The organism is Myxococcus sp. CA033 (assembly GCF_013336625.1).
Classification (GTDB): domain Bacteria; phylum Myxococcota; class Myxococcia; order Myxococcales; family Myxococcaceae; genus Myxococcus; species Myxococcus llanfairpwllgwyngyllgogerychwyrndrobwllllantysiliogogogochensis.
This window is the reverse complement of the sequence record NZ_JABUMU010000020.1, coordinates 127,769-144,613: the sequence shown is the minus strand read 5'-3', so window position 1 is coordinate 144,613 and position 16,845 is coordinate 127,769. Positions and strand designations below refer to the sequence as shown.

Sequence of the window (16,845 nt, the reverse complement as noted above, 5' to 3'; positions counted from 1 at the left end):
CTGCGGTATGCTCGCCCGGCACTGCGTGAGGGGTGGATGGAACTACAGCTTTTGAAGTGTCCTGGCTGCGGCGCGAAGCTTCCACCCCCGTCCTCACCGAATGGCATCCTCACCTGCGACTACTGCGGTGCCATGGTGTCCGCGAAGGGCGCGGCTGTCTGGCCCAAGCCCGCTCGCCCCGCGGACGACCCTCTCTTCGCTCCGGACCGACCCCGCGTCACGGTGGCGAACACGCGCTACGTGCTGCTCGGGCGCCTGGGCCGAGGCGACGGCAGTGACGTGTTCCTCGCGCGACGCGACTCCCGCATCACCGAGCTGGTGGTGCTCAAGGTGGCCCGCGCGCTCGACGACAAGGACTTGCTCGCCCGCGAGTACGAGGTGCTGGAGGACCTGCAGCGCACCGACGCCCAGGGCGCAGAGTACTTCACCCGCCTGCTCCCCCAGCCCGTGGCGCGAGGCACCGCGAAGGACCCGGAGGGCATCGCTCGCGCGGCGCTGGTGTACCGGTGGACGAGCGGCTTCCAGCACACCTTCTCGGAGGTGCGTGAGGTGTACTCCGATGGCGTCGACCCACGCGCCGCGGTCTGGATGTGGAAGCGCGCGCTGGAGCTGCTGGGCTTCGTGCATCGCGCGGGCTACGTCCACGGCGCGGTGCTGCCGCCCCACCTGCTCCTCCACCCCAGGGACCACGGGCTGATGCTGGTCGGCTGGTCCAGCGCCGTGCGGCACCGCTCGTTCCAGTCCCTGCCCTCCACCAGCGCCTCGCACCGCGACTTCTATCCCGACACACTGTGGAATGGAGGCGTGCCCACTCCGGAGACGGACGTGGCGATGTGCGCGCGCTCCATCACCTGGGTCCTCGGTGGAGACCCGGCAACGGGCTCGGTGCCGTCCCGCGTGCCAGCGCCCCTGGCGGAGCTGCTGCGCGCGCAGCATTCGGGGCGGAGTGGCCTGGACGTCGATGCGTGGAGCGTGAAGGAGCAGGTCTCCGCCGCCGCGCAGGAGTCCTTCGGTCCGCCGAGTTACGTTCCCTTCACCCTGCCTGGGTGGCGTTGAGCGCGGCCTGGCCGTGCGAGGAAGGAGAGTCGAGCCATGGGTTACGGGAGCTACAGCCACGCGGCACATGCGGCATTCACACGGGCCCGTGAGGAGATACCCGTGCAGCGCGTCTTCCGACAGGAGCGCTGTCACCCGCTGATGGACCCGCACGGCGTGAAGTGGCGGGAGAGTCGCGACAGCGAGGCGCATTCCAAGTCCCTGGGCATCGTCTTCGCCCTCGACGTCACGGGCTCCATGGGCTCCATCCCGGAGCTGCTCGCCCGGCGCCGGCTGCCTGACTTCATGAAGTCCCTGATGGACGTGGGCATCCCGGACCCCCAGGTCCTCTTCATGGCGGTGGGCGACGCGAACAGCGACCACGCTCCGCTCCAGGTGGGCCAGTTCGAGTCCTCCGAGCGGCAGATGGACCAGTGGCTGACGTCCAGCTACCTGGAAGGCGGCGGCGGCACGCCCGGCACCGAGTCCTATGAGCTGGGCATGTACTTCGCCGCGCGCCACACGGACCTGGACTGCTGGCGCAAGCGCAAACACCGGGGCTACTTCTTCATGACGGGCGACGAGCGCCCCTATGGGTATGTCTCTCGCAAGCAGGTGAGGTCCCTCATCGGCGACACGCTCGACGAGGACCTGTCCGTCCGGCAGGTGGTGGAGGAGCTCCAGGTCGGCTTCGAGCCGTTCTTCCTCATCCCGGACCTGGCCCGACGCCGCAACTGCGAGCGCGACTGGCGGGAGCTGCTCGGAGACCGCGTCATCTGCATGGAGGACCCCACCGACACGGTGGATGTGGCGGCCAGTCTCGTGGGTCTGTGCGAGGGCGCAATCCCAGACCTGGACGCGCTGGCCCGACATCTGGAGAAAGGCGGACTGGAGCGACCCCGACGCGGCGCCGTCATCCGCGCGCTCACGTCCTTCGCCGCGACGCTGGGGCGCGATGGCACGCCACAGCCTCGCCTGGAGGATGAGCCGCTGCCCACCAACGACGCCAACTCCGGCCACCGCCGCATCCCTCGCGACGAGCGATGAAGGCGCCCCGCGCGGCCCACGTCGTCGTCGACCTCGGCTTCGGCGACGCGGGCAAGGGCACGCTCACGGACTGGCTGGTGCGGCGCCACGGCGCCCAGCTCGTCGTGCGCTTCAACGGAGGCGCCCAGGCGGGCCACAACGTCGTCACCGATGACGGCAGGCACCACACCTTCTCCCAGCTCGGCGCGGGCACCTTCGTCCCTGGCGTGGCCACGCACCTGGCGCACTCCACCGTCTTCCATCCACTGGCCCTCCACGTGGAAGCGCAGTACCTCGCGGAGCGCGGTGTCCCGGACGCCCTGTCGCGCGTGACGGTGAGCGAGCGCGCCCGCGTCATCACCCCGTTCCATCAAGCGGCCGGACGGCTGCGCGAGCTGGGCCGGGGCGCGCGGCGGCATGGCACCTGCGGCGTGGGCGTGGGCGAGACGATGCGCGACGCGCTCGCGCATCCGGAGGCCGCCGTCCTCGCAGCAGACTTGTGTCGACCCGACGTCCTCACCAGGAAGGCCCGCGCCGCGCAGGAGCGACTTCGCGCGGAGCTGGCCGAGGTGCGGCGCGCCGCCATGGGCCATCCCGACTCCGCGCCCGAGCTGGGACTGCTGGAGGACTCCGACATCTCCTCGCGCTGGGTGGAGGCCGTGCGCGTCATCCATCCCGAGCAGCGCGTGGTGGGCGATGGCTGGCTCGGCCCCCGGCTGCGCGAGGGCCACACCGTCTTCGAGGGCGCGCAGGGCGTCCTGCTGGATGAGTGGCGCGGCTTCCATCCGCACACCACCTGGAGCACCTGCACCTTCGAGCCGGCCCTGGCCCTGCTGCGCGAGCAGGGCTTCGACGGGGACGTGCATCGACTCGGCGTGCTTCGCGCCTACGCCACGCGCCACGGCGAGGGCCCCTTGCCCACCGAGGAAGCATCGCTCGCGGCCCTGGTGCCCGAGCCTCACAACACCGCCGACGGCTGGCAGGGCGGCTTCCGCGTGGGCGGGTTCGACGCGGTCCTCGGACGCTATGCGCTCCAGGTCTGCGGCGGTGTGGACTCGCTCGCCCTGACACATGTGGACAGGCTTGGCCCGCACTGGCCCGTGTGCTCCGCGTACCACGCACCTCCCGGCACCGCGGAAGACGAGGCGCTCGTGGTGCGCGACGAGGCCGGGCGCGTCACTGCGCTGCGTCCCGGCGCGGCCCAGGACCTCGCATGGCAGGCACGACTCACCGGGGCGCTCGCCCGCTGCACACCCGAGCGGACGACGCTTGCGCTGGGAGAGAGCGCCGACACCCGGACGCAGCGCTTCATCACCTGGGTGGAGGCGACCCTGGGCGTGCGCGTCTCCGTGACGTCACAGGGCCCCAGGGCCCGGGACAAGCGCTCCCGGGGCTGACGACGACAGGGCCTCCGGGCTAGCGTCCGGGCACATCGCGAGGTGCATTCGCGGTGTCTCCACCGAGGGGGTCTTTCAGTCATGGGTTACGGGAGTTACAGCCACAAGGCGCATGAGGCGATGACGAAGGCTCGCAGCGAGCTGCCGCCTCAGGAAGTGTTCAAGCAGCGCGCCTGCCATCCCCAGATGGACCCCTTGGGGGTGAAGTTCCGCGAGAGCCGCGACAGCGCGTCCCACCCGAACTCGCTCGCCGTCGTCATGGCGCTCGACGTGACGGGCTCCATGGGCAACATCCCCGAGAGCCTCGCGCGCCAGACGTTCCCCTCGTTCATGAAGGACCTGATGGAGGCGGGCATCCCCGACCCGCAGGTGCTCTTCATGGCGGTGGGTGACGCTTTCTTCGACCGCGCCCCGCTCCAGGTCGGCCAGTTCGAGTCCTCCGAGAATCAACTGGACCAGTGGCTCACCTGGATGTTCCTGGAGCGCGGCGGTGGCTCGAACCCCGGCGAGTCGTACGAGCTGGGCATGTACTTCGCCGCCGAGCACACCGCGATGGACTGCTTCGAGAAGCGCGGGAAGAAGGGCTACTTCTTCATGACGGGCGACGAGCCGGCCCTGGAGAACGTGTCCCTGACCCAGGTGAAGTCCCTCATCGGAGACACGCTCGACAAGGACATGCCCATCTATCAGGCCGTCGAGCGGCTGGAGCGGACGTTCCACCCGTTCTTCCTCATCCCGGACCAGCGGCGGAGGGGCTACTGCGAGGACTTCTGGCGCATCGTCATGGGCGACAGGGTCATCTGCATGGATGACGCGGTGGACACCTGCGACGTCGCCGCCGCGCTGGTGGCCCTCACCGAGCGCGCCGTCCCCCACCTCGACGCCATCGCCAAGCGCCTTCGGGACTCCGGCAAGCCCCCCGAGCGGGTGAAGGGCATCCTGCGGGCGCTGGAGCCCTGGGCCCAGAAGCTGCGAGCCACGACGTAGGACAGTGTCGGTCGAGGCTCTTTCCCACGGAGCCTCGCGCCGTGATACCCCGAAGCCGTGAGTGAATCCTTCGAACGGCTCGGACTGTCCAAGGCCACCCTCGGCGCCCTGCGCCGGGTGCGCTTCACGCAGCCCACCCCCATCCAATCCCAGGCGATTCCCCCTGCCCTCTCGGGCAAGGACATCATCGGCTGCGCGGCCACCGGCACGGGCAAGACGGCCGCCTATGTGCTGCCCCTCGTGGAGCGCTTCCACAGCAAGTCGGGCACGCTCGGACTGGTGCTCGCGCCCACCCGCGAGCTCATCCAGCAGATCGCCGAGCCCGTGCAGGTCTTCGCCGAGGCCCGCGGCCTGACGCACGCCGTGGTCATCGGCGGCGAGGACATGGGCGCCCAGGTGGAGGCCCTCAAGGCCCAGCCCACCTTCGTGCTCGCCACGCCTGGCCGCCTGGTGGACCTGCTGGAGAACGGCATGGTGGACTTCAGCAAGCTGGAGGCCCTGGTGCTCGACGAGGCCGACCGGATGCTCGACATGGGCTTCTTCCCTCAACTCGAGCGCATCTTCGAGGCCCTGCCCCGCCGTCGGCAGACGCTGCTGTTCTCCGCGACGCTGGGGCCGGACGTCACCGAGTTCGCCCGCGAGCGGCTGTACCGTCCCGTGCGCGTGGAGGTGACTCGCAGCGGCACTCCCGCCGAGCGGGCCGAGCAGCGGCTCTACATCGTCAAGGCCGAGGAGAAGTCCTCGCTGCTGCTCACGCTGCTGGCGGAGGATTCGACGACGGCGCTCGTCTTCACGAAGACGAAGGAGCGCGCGGACAAGGTGATGCGCATCCTCCAGCGCGCGGGCCACAAGAGCGCGGTGCTGCATGCGGACCGGACGCAGAACCAGCGTCGCCAGGCGATGGAGGGCTTCCGCAAGGGGACGTACCGGTGCCTCGTCGCCACGGACATCGCCGCGCGCGGCCTGGATGTGGAGGACGTGGGACAGGTCATCAACTACGACCTGCCCCATTCACCCGAGGACTACGTGCACCGCATCGGTCGCACGGCGCGCGCGCAGGCCAGCGGCGTGGCCTCCACGTTCGCCATCCCCAAGGACAAGGAAGTCGTCGCGCAGATTGAGCGCATCATGCGCGGACAGATTCCCCGAGTGCCGGTGCCTCGCGAGGCCCCCGTGTTCCAGGAGGCGTGGGCCCAGTTCCTCGCCTCACAGAAGAACCCGGGCCCGGCGCAGCAGGAATCGGAGGCGCCCAAGCGCGAGCAGCGGCGGCCCGAAGGCCGACACGCCCGCACGCATCGCAAGCGCTGACCAGGCCGAGGGCTCCAGGGCCACCCACCCCCGGCGACGGGGGTTCGCGTCAGGGGGAAGCGGGGCGCTCGCGCTCCAGCTCCGCGCGGAAGAAGGCGCTGCCTTTGGCGAGCTGCGCCATGTAGCCGCGCACGTCCTCGCGCGCCTCGTCGGACAGCTTCGCGAAGGGCATCACGTGCGCATCCGGCACGTAGCGGAACGTCAGGTTGATGCGCCGCGTGCGGAAGTCCGGCAGCTTCGGCGCCAGGTCATGCCCCTCGCGCGTGTCCACCCGCTGCACCCGGTGGAACGTCTCTTCCTTCCACCGCGTCCCGCCGAACAGCTCCAGCGAGCCGTCATCCAGCCACTGCTCCAGCACCACCGCGTCCCGCTCACCGGGCCGTGAGGACGTGACGAACTGGATGAGCGCCCGCTCTCCGAAGGACAGCGAGGCCACCGGCCCCGGCTCGAAGTCCTTGTGTTCACCCACCCGCGCCGTGTCCACCCAGCGGTCATCCTCCAGGCGACTGCCGTAGAAGTTCACCAGACAGGTGTTGAGGTGCCAGCCCTTGGGCATGTCCGGCCCCCGGAACATGCGCCGCGCCAGCGCCTCCACCTTGTCCACCTGCCGCTGGAGCACCGCCGGAAAGGGCTCCGCCTTGACGCACCGGTTCAAGAGGCCCTTGGGGGGGCGGTAGTAGTCCAGGCACGCGAACTGCCAGTTTCCCAGCCAGTACACCGGCCGCAGCAGGCGCCGCTGCTGCTGCCCCGGCGGGGGCGGGAAGTGCTTGGAGTAACGCTCCTCCCAGAGCGGGTGGAGCCCACCGAGCCAGTTGAGGATGTCCATCCGGTCCGCGTCGGACAGGAAGCTCGCGTTGTAGTGGTGACCCGGAGTGCGCTGGCGGGCCTTCTGGGCCAGCGAGGGGCCACGGCGGGGGGGAAGGGCCATGGGCGGCCCCGTGCTACCACACCCGCTCTGTCCGGAGCGCCTGTTGCGCAATCCGGACACCCCGGGTGTTGGTAGGGAGGCCGGAACGCGAAACCACCATGTCCGAAGACCGCCTCCATGCGCTTTACCGCACCTACGGGCCCGCCCTGTATGCCCGCTGCCGCCAGATTCTGGGCGACGACGCCGCGGCCGCCGACGCGGCCCAGGAGACCTTCCTTCGCCTGCACCGTCAGTTGGCCCGCGCCCCGGATGCCCACCACGCCCTCGCGTGGATCTACCGCGTGGCCACCAACTACTGCCTCAACCAGGCCCGGGACCGCCGCCGCCGCGCCGTGCCCGTCGGAGAGCTTCCCGAGGCACCAGGCGTCGACGCCGAGCGACTCCTGGAGGACCGGGACCTCGCTCGCCGCCTCATCACCACCGCGCCCCCCAAGGCGGCCGAGGTCGCCTGGCTGCACCTCGCCGATGGGATGACCCAGGACGAGGTCGCCCAGGTGCTCGGCATCTCCCGTCGCACCGTCGTCAACCGGCTCGCAGACTTCCACCGGCACGCACACACGCTCGCCGGGAGGCCCCCCTCATGAACACCGCCCCCTCCCACGTCTCCAGCCTCAAGCTGGATGCCCTCGCGATGGATGCGCTCTCCCCCCAGGAGCGCAGTGCCACCCAGGCCCACCTGGACACCTGCCTCACGTGTCGCACCCGCGCGGACGAACTGGCGTCGCTGCGCCGCCACTTCACCGCCTATGTGCTGCCCCGCGCCGACCGGCTCCCCACCCGCGTGTCGCCGTGGGGACACCGCTGGCGATGGTGGGCTCCCGCCCTGGCCCTCTCGTCGGCGGTGCTGCTCCTGCTCGCGCTCGTCGCCATCCCCTCTGCCGAGGAGCCCGAGCTCGCCCTCAAGGGAGGCGCGGTGCTCCAGCTCTTCGCGCACCGCGGCGAGCGCACGTGGAAGGTGGAGGAAGGCGAGGCGCTGGCCGCGGGCGACCAGGTGCGCTTCGTCGTCGAGGGACTGGGGCTGCCCTACGTCCTCGTCGTCTCCGTGGATGGCGCGGGACAGGTGAGCACCTACTTCCCGTTCGGGGGAACCGAGAGCGGCCTGTTGCCCTCGAGGGGGCTGCCGCTGGAGATTCCGGGGAGCGTGGTGCTCGACAGCGCCCCGGGCCCCGAGCGACTGTTCGCCCTGTTCTCTCGCAAGCCGCTGTCCATTGAGTCCGTGGCTCCCGCACTGCGTGAAATCTCGGCCGGGGGGGCTGACGTCATCCGAGACCGCACGAGGTTGCCGGTTCCCGCCGGAGCACAGGCCTCCTTCCTCTTCGAGAAGACCCAGCCGTGATGACCTTCATCCGCTGCTTCGCCCTCGCCTTCGTGTGTTGCGCCGCCCTGCCCGCCCAGGCGGGGACCCGGCGCATCGCGGTGCTGGTCGGCCACAACGTCGGCAGTGGAGAGCGGCCTCCGTTGCGCTACGCCGAGGCCGACGCGGTCAAGCTCGCCGGAGTCCTCTCCGAGCTGGGAGACGTGCCACCCTCGGACCTCATCGTCCTGCAGGGCGAGAACCTCGCCACGGTACGCGCCGCGCTGGACGCCGCCGCGCGGAAGGTCGACTCGCTGCGCGTCACGCCGGACACGCGGGTGGTGCTGCTCTTCTATTTCTCCGGGCACTCGGATGGCGTGGCCCTGGAGCTGGGCACGGAGCGACTGCTGTATGCGGAGCTGCGCCGGTGGCTGGACGCGACGCACGCGGATGTGCGGCTGGCCATCGTCGACAGTTGCCGAAGCGGCGCGCTGCTGCGCTTCAAGGGCGGAAGACCCGGCCCCTCCTTCGAGCTGCGCTTGACGGACGAGGTGCACAGCACGGGGCATGCGCTGCTCACCTCCAGCGCGGAGGACGAGCTGGCGCTGGAGTCTCGCGAGGTCGGCGGTTCGCTCTTCACGCACCATCTGGTGTCCGGGCTGCGCGGGGCGGCGGATGCCTCCGGCGATGGGCTGGTGACGCTGGCGGAGGCGTATCAGTACGCCTATGCGCATACGGTCTCCGCCACCGCGGACGTGCTGACGGGCGCGCAGCATCCCGCCTATGACTACCGGCTGACGGGCAAGGGCGAGCTGATCCTCACCCAGCTCCCCAGCCCGGGCACGGCCCTGGAGCTGCCCTCCGACTTCGAGCGTGCGTTGTTGCTGCGTCCCGGGCGGGGACAGGTGCTCGCCGAGCTGGGGCCGGGCGCGGTGCCCCGGCTCGCGGTGCCTCCCGGGGAGTACGAGCTGCGGGCATGGCGCGCGGGCAAGCAGCACCAGGGCACGGTGCGCGCGCCGTCGGGACAGGTTCAGAAGGTGCGGTGGGAAGACCTTCAGCTCGTGGCTCCCGCTCCTCTCGTCGGTGGCAGGAAGGGAGGCTCGGAGCCGGTGGCGCGGACGGCCGTCTCCTCCTCGTCACCCGAGGAGTGGAACTGGCCGGGGTCGGCGGCTCCGGTGAAGCCTGGGCAGGCGCCCGGTGCGAAGACCTCCAAGACGGCGCCTGAGGAACCTCGTCCCTGGGAGGAAGCCGCCACGCGCCGGGCCGCGGCCGAGGCAGGCACGGTCTCGGTGGAGTCCCCGGAGCCTCCGACTTCGGAGCCCCTGGCGGTCGGCGCGCGGGAGCCCGCGGCCGAGAAGCCGGTGTTCGAACAGGCACTGCCGCCTCCACCCCTGCCCATGTCACGATTCCAGAATCCTCCTGGGAGCCGTGCACTGAGCCTGACGGTGGGAGCGCGTCAGACGGTGATCGATCCGGACGGGGCCTTGGTGTCGTTCCGACTGGAACTGTCCCGGACGGAGTCGAGCGGAATGACCTTCTCGCTGGAGCTGGGCCAGGGGCCGCACCAGGATGACCGGGAGTTCATCACGGGGCTGGGCGTGGGCTATGCGTGGAAGAAGCAGGCCCGCATCGTGGAGTTCACCGGCGGCGTCGAGGCCAGCATGCAGCTCGTTGTGCAGAGCCGGTCGGGTGACACACTGTGGACCGTTGGACCCGCTGTCGCGCCCGTGGGGTCCATCGCGGTCTTCGTCATGCCCCAGCTCGCGCTGCTCATCGGAGGACGACTGCCCGTGGCCGTCCTCCGGATGGACGACTTCACCGAGGTGAAGTTCCTGCCCGCACTGGACCTGGGGGTGAGGACGCGCTTCTAGCGAAGCGCTCGACGTTCAGCGTCCGTGGGAGATACCGGCGGACGAGCCCTCCGAGGCACCGTGCACGGAGGCCGGCGACGCGGGCACGGCCGTAGCCGAAGCGGACGGCACCGACCCGGCGACTGGCAATGAGGCCGACTGCGCCGACGCAGCGACCGGGATGGTGGTCTGCACCGCTCCGGCAACAGGCGTGGCGGCGGGCTTCACCGTCTCGGCAACGGGCGCAGCGGGCTTCACTACCTCGACGACAGGTGCGGCAACCGGCTTCACCGTCTCGGCGACAGGCATGGCAGCGGGCTTGACCACCTCGGCAACGGGCGCGGCGGCCGGCTTCACCGCCTCGGCAACAGGCGCGGCGGCCGGCTTCACCGTCTCGGCGACAGGCATGGCAACGGGCTTCCCCGCCTCGGCAACGGGCGCGGCGGCCGGCTTCACCGCCTCGGCAACGGGCGTGGGCTTCGCGCAGTTCGTCGCGAGCGCTGCATCCATGGTGGGCGCGGCGCTCGTGGCGACGGCCATCGCGGGAGCCTTCGGCTCGGGCGGCAGTTGCCGGGGCGGCAGCACGAAGGGCGGCGGCACGGGGCAGTTCGTGCACGGTCCCCGCAGCGGCACCGACAACCGCTGGCCAGCACGCAGGAAGTTGTTCCGCATGCGGTTCGCCTTGCGAATCATCGACACCGTCGACGCGTACTTCAGCGCGATGCCGCCCAGCGTGTCACCGGAGCGCACGCGGTGCACCGTCACGTTGTGCTCGGGCTGCAACGACAGGAGCGGCTGCACCCTGCGCCCCAGCTCCTGCGCCCTCGGGTTGTGGAAGCGCAGATGGAAGTGGTCCCGATGCCGACGCGCGTGCCGGATGATGCCCACCGGGCTGAACAGCGAGTCCAACCACGCCTTGTCCTCGCCCACCGCGAGCGCATGGTCATACAGGACCTTCTGCACGCGCTTGTCCACGAGGATGAGCTGGATGTCCGTCTTGGTGACGACCGCGCGGATGAACGCCCAGTTGAGCGGCACGTTGATGTACTTCTCGCGCTCGCGCTCACGGATGGGGTCCACCGTCGGGTAATAGAAGCCGACGTCCACGTCCCGGCCATTCTGGTGGCTCTTGTGAGGACGCTTGTAGCCGCCCTCCTTGTTGCTGATGCCGTTGACGCGGATGGGCGGCGCTTCCGGGTACTTCGAGCGCACCTCACGAATGGCCGACACCAGGTAGTCGATGCTCTCCTGCGTGCCCCACGCAATCTCCGGCGACACGACAATCCAGTCGTCGCCCCGGGGGAACTGCACGGAGTTCACCAGCCGGCCGCTGTGCGCGAAACCCACCGCCATCGAGCCGAGCGACGCGATGTCTTCCTTCCAGCGCCGCGTCAGGTCCTCATCGGACACCTCCGCCGAGTACAACGGCCCCGTCGGCACCTCGCCGCCCACCACCGGCGTCTCTCCCTCGCCGTCGTCGCCTTCACCCTCGCCGGCCTCCGCCGCCTCGTCCTCCAGGTCCTCCGCCGACAGCGCGCAGCTCTCGTCGGAAGCCTGGGCCACGACAGCGGCGGCCCCGGAAGTCGCCCCCTCCGCCGAGACAATCGGCACGGCTTCAACCGGTGCCGGAGGCACCTGCTCTCGCGCGGGCGTCAGTCCTTCCGAACGCACGGACGCAAGGGCAGCCTCGCCGCCAGAGGGGGGAGCCACGCGCGCGGCACAGCCGGCGCAAACCAATAGGAGCCAGAGGGGGTAACGCACCGGGCCGGAGGATGGCCCGAGAATCGTTCGAGCACAAAGCCCCGCCCTGATTTTTTGGCGCCCCCCTGCCCCGGGGGGCGCTCTCTGCGTGGCCAGGGCCACACTTCCCGCGCGAGAATGTCCGCGTCAGGGCGCCGGCACCGGCACCTTGAGTGCGACGTCGAGCGCCAGCTCAATCATCTCGTCGAACGAGGTCTGCCGGTCTTGCGGGGAGAGGGCCTCACCCGTCTGGAGGTGGTCCGACACGGTGAGCAGGGCCAGGGCGCGCGCACCGAACTCGGCTGCTACGCCGTACAAGCCAGCAACCTCCATCTCGATGGCCAGCACGCCCATGCGCACCAGCGTGGCGGTGAGCTGCTCTTGCGGGTGGTAGAACAGGTCGGACGTGAAGACGGTGCCCGCGCGCACGGCCTTGCTCCGTCGCTCCGCCGCCTCCATCGCCCACCGGGCGAGCTGGAAGTCCGGCACGGCCGCGAAGTCATGGTCCATGAGCCGCATCCGGTTCACCTTCGAGTCCGTGCCGGCCCCGGTGGCGACGATGACGTCCCGCAGCTTCACGTCCGGGCGGAGCGCGCCGCAGCTCCCCACGCGGATGAGGACACGGGCGCCATATTCCTTGATGAGCTCGGTGGCGTAGATGGAGATGGACGGCACGCCCATGCCGTGTCCCATCACCGAAATCCTGCGGCCCTGATAGGTGCCGGTGAAGCCGAACATGTTGCGCACGGAGGTGACGCCCCGGGCGTCCTCCAGGAAGCGCTCGGAGATATAGCGGGCCCGGAGGGGGTCGCCGGGCATCAGCACCACGTCGGCGAAGTCGCCGGGTGCGGCGGAGATATGAGGGGTTGCCATGGGGGCGCACCATAACGCTCCGTGCGCCTGCCCGCGATTACCAACTCGAACTGCCGAACCCCGAGCCGCTCCCAGAAGAACCGCTGCTGTAGGAAGAACTGGAGAAGCCCGAGTCGCTGCTCGAAGAGGACGAACTCGACGAGAACGAGCTGGACGAGGACGACTCGCGAGCCCGCGCCTGCTCACGGGCCTCCTCGCGGCGCCGCTCCTCCTCGCGCTCGGCCTCCTCGATGGCGTCACGAGCCTCGCGCGTCGCCGAGTCCGCCGACCGCAGTGCCTCCTGATACAGCCCCTTGTCGAGCGCGCGGCGCGCCGAGTCGAGCTGGGAGCCTCCCGCCCTGCCCCGCCAGGTCGCGGCGCTCTGCACGAGGCTGGCGGCGGACCGGATGGCGTCGGAGGCCTCCTCGGCGGCGCGCAGCTCTCCGCGCAGGTCCGCCGACTTGCGCGCGGCCTCGGAGGCGATGCGGTCCGCCACCCGGTCGAAGGCCACCCAGTCTCCATGGGGCTTCGCGAAGTCCTTCATCGTCGTGTCGAGCTCGCGACGCAGCGTCACCAGGGCGTTGATGGCGACCGTCGTCGCGCGGCTGTCGGTGATGCCGTCGTTGGCGGCCTGACGAATCCACTGGTCCGCGAAGGACAGGGCGCGGTCCGCCGAGGCCAGGCTCTCCTCGGCCTGGGCGTGGTGGGCCCGGTCCGAGGCGGCGGTCTGCCGCACCTGCTCCAGTGACAGGCAGGCGGAGGCGAGCCGCTCGGCGGCGTCGAAGGGGTCCGCGGGGCGCGTCTCCGCCGCGGTCACCGCCGCCAGGAGGAGCTGCCGGGCTGCATCGCGGGCCGTGCGCGTGGGCTGCATCGTGCGGGCATCGGAGGCATCAGTGTCACAGGCCGTGATGAGGCCCTGGGCCACGAGCAGCGTGCGGGCATTGCCCTCCTCGGTGGACTGGAGTCTCCGCGACTTCTCCTCGACTTCATCGAGCCGGGCGTGGACCCGGGCATGGCGCGCCTCCACCTCCGTCAGCAACGCGGCGGTGGCCAGCAATCGGGCCTCCGCATACGCCAGCTCCGACTCCGCCAGGCGCTTCGCCGCCTCACCTCGATGAAGGGCCACCTCGGCGAGGTTGTCCTGCACCGTGCCATTGGCCTCCGGATGCATCGGGTCCTCCGGCCGCAGCCGCAACGCGGAGGGGCGATAGCCACGCGTCAGCGCCTCGAGCAGCACGGTGCCATCCGCCACGCGCACCTCGAGACGCCGGGCCTCCGCACGGCACGCATCCCGCCGGGCCGCGAAGTTCTTCCGGGCCTCGTGGCTGCCGGCGATGAGCGCCTCCACCTCTCCCACGCGCGTCAGGGTGGCCGTGAGCGCCGTGAGCGCCGCATCCAGCTGTCCCTCACCGAGGGCCGCTCGCGCCTCCGTCAATGAGTGGGTGCCAGAGGCGTGCCGATCGGTCGGGTCCGCGTCCTTCTCGCGAAGCATCGCCGAGGCGGGCTTGTCCATCGACTGCCCCAGCTCCGCGCGGGCCTTCGCCGTTTCCTTCTCCACGCGCGCCAGGGAATCTCGCGCCCGGGCCGAGAGCGCCACCAACTCGTCCGCTTCCGTCGCTCGCGTGGCCAGCGCCGAGAAGGACTGCCCCAGCACCTCGACGGACTCCTTCACCGGCTGGTCCACCAGCGCCTTCGCGGTCTCCTCCGCCGTATGTCCCAGGGCCGCGAGCGCGTCATCCAACCACCGGCGCGACAGGCCCGCGCCCCCCAGCGCCTTTCCCGCCTGCGTCACCACCGGGAGCACCTCGCGCGCGGCCACGTCCAACACGGTGACGAGCGCCAGTGCATCATCCATCCGTCGCGCGCCCTGCGCGAGCGGCCCCTCCAGCGCGGCGAGCGGGTCCATACCCAACAGGGACCTCGCTTGCTTCGCGAGTGCGTCCAGGCACGGCGTGACGTGACCGATGACGTCCTTCACGCGAAGCACCGCGTCCCCGGAGGCGGTCGTCTTCAGCTCGGCCGAGAAGGACTCCAGCACCTTCACCGAGTCCACTGAAGTCGTCGGAGCCTTCTCCAGCGAGTCCACCAGCACAAGGGCCCGCTCGGCATGGGTGTTGAACGCCCCCAGCAAGGCCTCGAAGGAGAGCGAGAAGGGCTGGTAACTCTTCAGGTCGCCGATGAGCCGCTGCGCCTCGGTGCGCGGTCCGCGCAGCACGTCCTCCACACCTTCGTCGGGGTGGAAGACGATGGGCTCGTCGCGCAGCAAGCGGGTGACCTGCTCGTAGCGGGCCGTCCCCAGATGCGCTCCCAGGGCCTTCGTCATACCCGAGCCCTCGAGCAATTCCTCGGCCCGATGCAGCACGCGCGCGGCGGCGGTGGCGAGCAGGAAGAGTTCGTCCACATCGGAGGCGAGCTGCTGCCCGCGCTCCCGGGTGACCCCCGCGAAGCGCTTTTCGATGTCCTCGCGAGACTTGCCGGCGCACAGGTGCGTGCGCTCCAGGAGACCGAAGAGCGCGTGGGTCTTCTCGTCGATGGCCGTGCGCCAGCGGGCATGCAGCTCGGTGGCCTTGCGCCGACTCGCGTTGCGGCGACGACGCGCCCAGACACCCGCGAGGAGCAGGCCCGCGCCACCCGCCGCCCCGCCCCGGTTGCGCGTCCTCCGAGCCTGCTCCGCCTCGTCCGCCGCCGCGACTGCCGTGCGGTAGGAGTCCTCAGTCGCTCGCAGCAGCTCGCCGTGCGTGGGGGCGCGCGCCTCGAACGCCTCGCGAGCCTGCCCCAGCGCCAGCCGGGCCGAGGTGAGCGATTCCTGGAAGTCTTCGACCTCCGGCCTCGTCGCGAGGCGCTCCAGCAACCCCGCCAGCTCCGCGAGCCGCTGCCCATCCCGCCCCGCTGCATCCAGCGTCTCGGAGACCTTCGCGCGTGCCGCCTCGGCCGACGTGAGCGCGCCGCCATGAGCGAGCGTCATGTCGCGCACCGCGCCGCGCGCCGTCTCCGTCTCCGTGCGCAGCAGCGTGAGCCGCTCGGACGCGAACGCGGCCAACGGATGCGCGGACAGCGTCACCTGCGCGGACTCCAGCGATTTGAGTCGCTCGGACGCGGCACGGTGCGTCTCCATCGCCACGCGCAGCCCGTCCAGACGCGTCCGCAGTCCGTCATGAACCGCCGTCGCCTTCGCGAGGTCGGCCTTCTCCAGAGGTGTCAGCAGCGCGAGGGCCTGGAGGACCTGCTGCTCCGCGCCAGGAAGGTCCACGGCGGCCGCGGTCAGCCCCGAGGGAAGCGCCGTCCCGAAGGCCGCAAGCCGCTGCGCGGAGAGGCGCGGCACCTCCTCCTGCATCGCCAGGAGCCGGCCCCGCAGGGACTCGATGAGCCGGTTGCGCTCGGCCACCTCCTGGTCGATGGCGGAGGCCACCCGCGAGTCGACGAGCGTCACGGTGTTCTTCGCCGCGTCGATGATGCGACCGCCGTTGCGCATGGCCTCGATGGCCGGAGCATCCAGGTCGCCCTTCCACTGGGCCTCGCCCGCCTTGCGCCGGTCCTGCGCCTCCGAGCCGAAATACGACAGGTTCCGCTCCGCCAGGGACAGCACGAACACGGCGCCGTCCGGCTCCTGCGTCTTCGGATGCTTCAGCGCGCCGAAGCGGGTGCGGTTGGACAACCCCTTGCCCAGGGCATGCAACGCGGCGTCGATGCCCGTGAAGGTCGTGCCCTCGGCGTCGACGAAGCGCTCCCCCGCAGCGCTCCAGAGGAACACCACCGTCCAGTGGGGCGCGTTCGTCGCGAGCCAGGCCTCCAGCTCCTCGAGCTGTTCCTCGGAGGCGCCGACGTCTCCCTTCACATAGACGTGCTGGGACTCGGACCAGATTTTCTCGACGCTCGTCGCGCTCTGGATGCTTCGAGGTTTGCGCGCGGCCTCGACGGGCGACGCGGCCAGGGCGAGCGCGAGGAGGAGCAGGGGCGCGAACGACAGGGACGAGCGTTTCATCGGTGGCACCGAGGCGAACGAGCGCGGCGAGGTGTTCAAGGTGCGGCGACCCACGCGACATGAAAGTGCGCGTCGAGCGTGGCCAGGGCGTAGTCCTTGGGCAGCGGCGCGAACGGCGCGGCCTTCTGCACGGCGGACAGCGCGGCGGCATCCCAGACCTTGGAGCCCGACTCCTGGGAGATGACCGCGGTGACGAGCTTGCCATCCCGGCCAATCACCGCCTGGACCACCGTCCTGCGTCCCACGGCGGGCAGCCCCTTGCGCGCGGGCTGCTTCCACTTGCCGGCGACCTGGGAGTAGGCGCGCTGCTGATACGCGGCGCTCGTCAGCTCGGGCTGGAAGAAGGCCTGGAGCTGGGGGGTCCCACCGGCGGCGAGCGCCAGCGGCGCGACGACCAGCGTGAGCAGGGCCACGACAGACAGCGGACGGAGGCGGAGCATGGCGCG

General features: G+C 70.7%; 13 protein-coding genes. 8 read left to right on the top strand and 5 right to left on the bottom strand.

Annotation, left to right across the window (positions count from 1 at the left end):
* Positions 1–36 precede the first annotated feature (36 nt).
* From HUA78_RS33865 to HUA78_RS33845, 5 genes are all read left to right on the top strand, one after another.
* Positions 37–1,056, top strand: coding sequence for a hypothetical protein (locus tag HUA78_RS33865; RefSeq protein ID WP_174466241.1), 1,020 nt, complete (start codon positions 37–39; stop codon positions 1,054–1,056).
* Between the two features lie 102 nt (positions 1,057–1,158).
* Positions 1,159–2,082, top strand: a complete 924-nt coding sequence (locus tag HUA78_RS46820; protein ID WP_371745718.1) for a VWA domain-containing protein — start codon at positions 1,159–1,161, stop codon at positions 2,080–2,082.
* Complete coding sequence (locus tag HUA78_RS33855; RefSeq protein WP_174478047.1) at positions 2,079–3,458, top strand: adenylosuccinate synthetase; 1,380 nt, start codon at positions 2,079–2,081, stop codon at positions 3,456–3,458. Before HUA78_RS46820 ends, HUA78_RS33855 begins: the two co-directional genes overlap by 4 nt.
* Before the next feature lie 81 nt (positions 3,459–3,539).
* Entirely contained in the window at positions 3,540–4,445 is a 906-nt protein-coding gene (locus HUA78_RS33850) for a VWA domain-containing protein (protein ID WP_174478046.1), read from the top strand.
* Positions 4,446–4,502: 57 nt separating this feature from the next.
* The gene (locus tag HUA78_RS33845; protein WP_174478045.1) at positions 4,503–5,753 is read left to right on the top strand and encodes a DEAD/DEAH box helicase; all 1,251 of its coding nucleotides are present in this window, start codon (positions 4,503–4,505) and stop codon (positions 5,751–5,753) included.
* A gap of 49 nt (positions 5,754–5,802) precedes the next feature.
* Here the strand turns inward: HUA78_RS33845 and HUA78_RS33840 are convergent, their stop codons facing one another.
* Positions 5,803–6,681 carry an alpha-ketoglutarate-dependent dioxygenase AlkB gene (locus HUA78_RS33840; RefSeq protein WP_174466243.1) on the bottom strand — a complete coding sequence of 293 codons (879 nt, stop codon included), beginning with the start codon at positions 6,679–6,681 and terminating at the stop codon, positions 5,803–5,805.
* 98 nt (positions 6,682–6,779) lie between these two features.
* Here HUA78_RS33840 and HUA78_RS33835 point away from each other — a divergent pair, with 98 nt between their 5' ends.
* The 3 genes from HUA78_RS33835 to HUA78_RS33825 are packed head-to-tail and all read left to right on the top strand — an operon-like array spanning position 6,780 to position 9,846.
* On the top strand, positions 6,780–7,265 hold the full coding sequence (locus HUA78_RS33835) for an RNA polymerase sigma factor (RefSeq protein WP_141644168.1): 486 nt from the start codon (positions 6,780–6,782) through the stop codon (positions 7,263–7,265).
* A complete protein-coding gene (locus HUA78_RS33830; protein ID WP_141644167.1) occupies positions 7,262–8,017 on the top strand; it encodes a DUF4384 domain-containing protein in 756 nt (251 codons plus the stop codon). The genes HUA78_RS33835 and HUA78_RS33830 overlap by 4 nt, the downstream gene beginning before the upstream one ends.
* Entirely contained in the window at positions 8,017–9,846 is a 1,830-nt protein-coding gene (locus HUA78_RS33825) for a caspase family protein (protein ID WP_254614369.1), read from the top strand. The genes HUA78_RS33830 and HUA78_RS33825 overlap by 1 nt, the downstream gene beginning before the upstream one ends.
* A gap of 15 nt (positions 9,847–9,861) precedes the next feature.
* Here HUA78_RS33825 and HUA78_RS33820 read toward each other — a convergent pair whose 3' ends face one another.
* The 4 genes from HUA78_RS33820 to HUA78_RS33805 form a co-directional block, all read right to left on the bottom strand.
* Positions 9,862–11,496 carry a penicillin-insensitive murein endopeptidase gene (locus HUA78_RS33820; protein ID WP_371745717.1) on the bottom strand — a complete coding sequence of 545 codons (1,635 nt, stop codon included), beginning with the start codon at positions 11,494–11,496 and terminating at the stop codon, positions 9,862–9,864.
* A gap of 216 nt (positions 11,497–11,712) precedes the next feature.
* Positions 11,713–12,438: a purine-nucleoside phosphorylase gene (gene deoD / locus HUA78_RS33815; RefSeq protein ID WP_174466246.1), complete on the bottom strand. Its 726-nt coding sequence runs from the start codon at positions 12,436–12,438 to the stop codon at positions 11,713–11,715.
* Between the two features lie 37 nt (positions 12,439–12,475).
* The gene (locus HUA78_RS33810; protein WP_174478043.1) at positions 12,476–16,399 is read right to left on the bottom strand and encodes a hypothetical protein; all 3,924 of its coding nucleotides are present in this window, start codon (positions 16,397–16,399) and stop codon (positions 12,476–12,478) included.
* A 35-nt stretch (positions 16,400–16,434) separates the two neighbouring features.
* Entirely contained in the window at positions 16,435–16,839 is a 405-nt protein-coding gene (locus tag HUA78_RS33805; protein WP_174466248.1) for a TonB family protein, read from the bottom strand.
* Positions 16,840–16,845 lie beyond the last annotated feature (6 nt).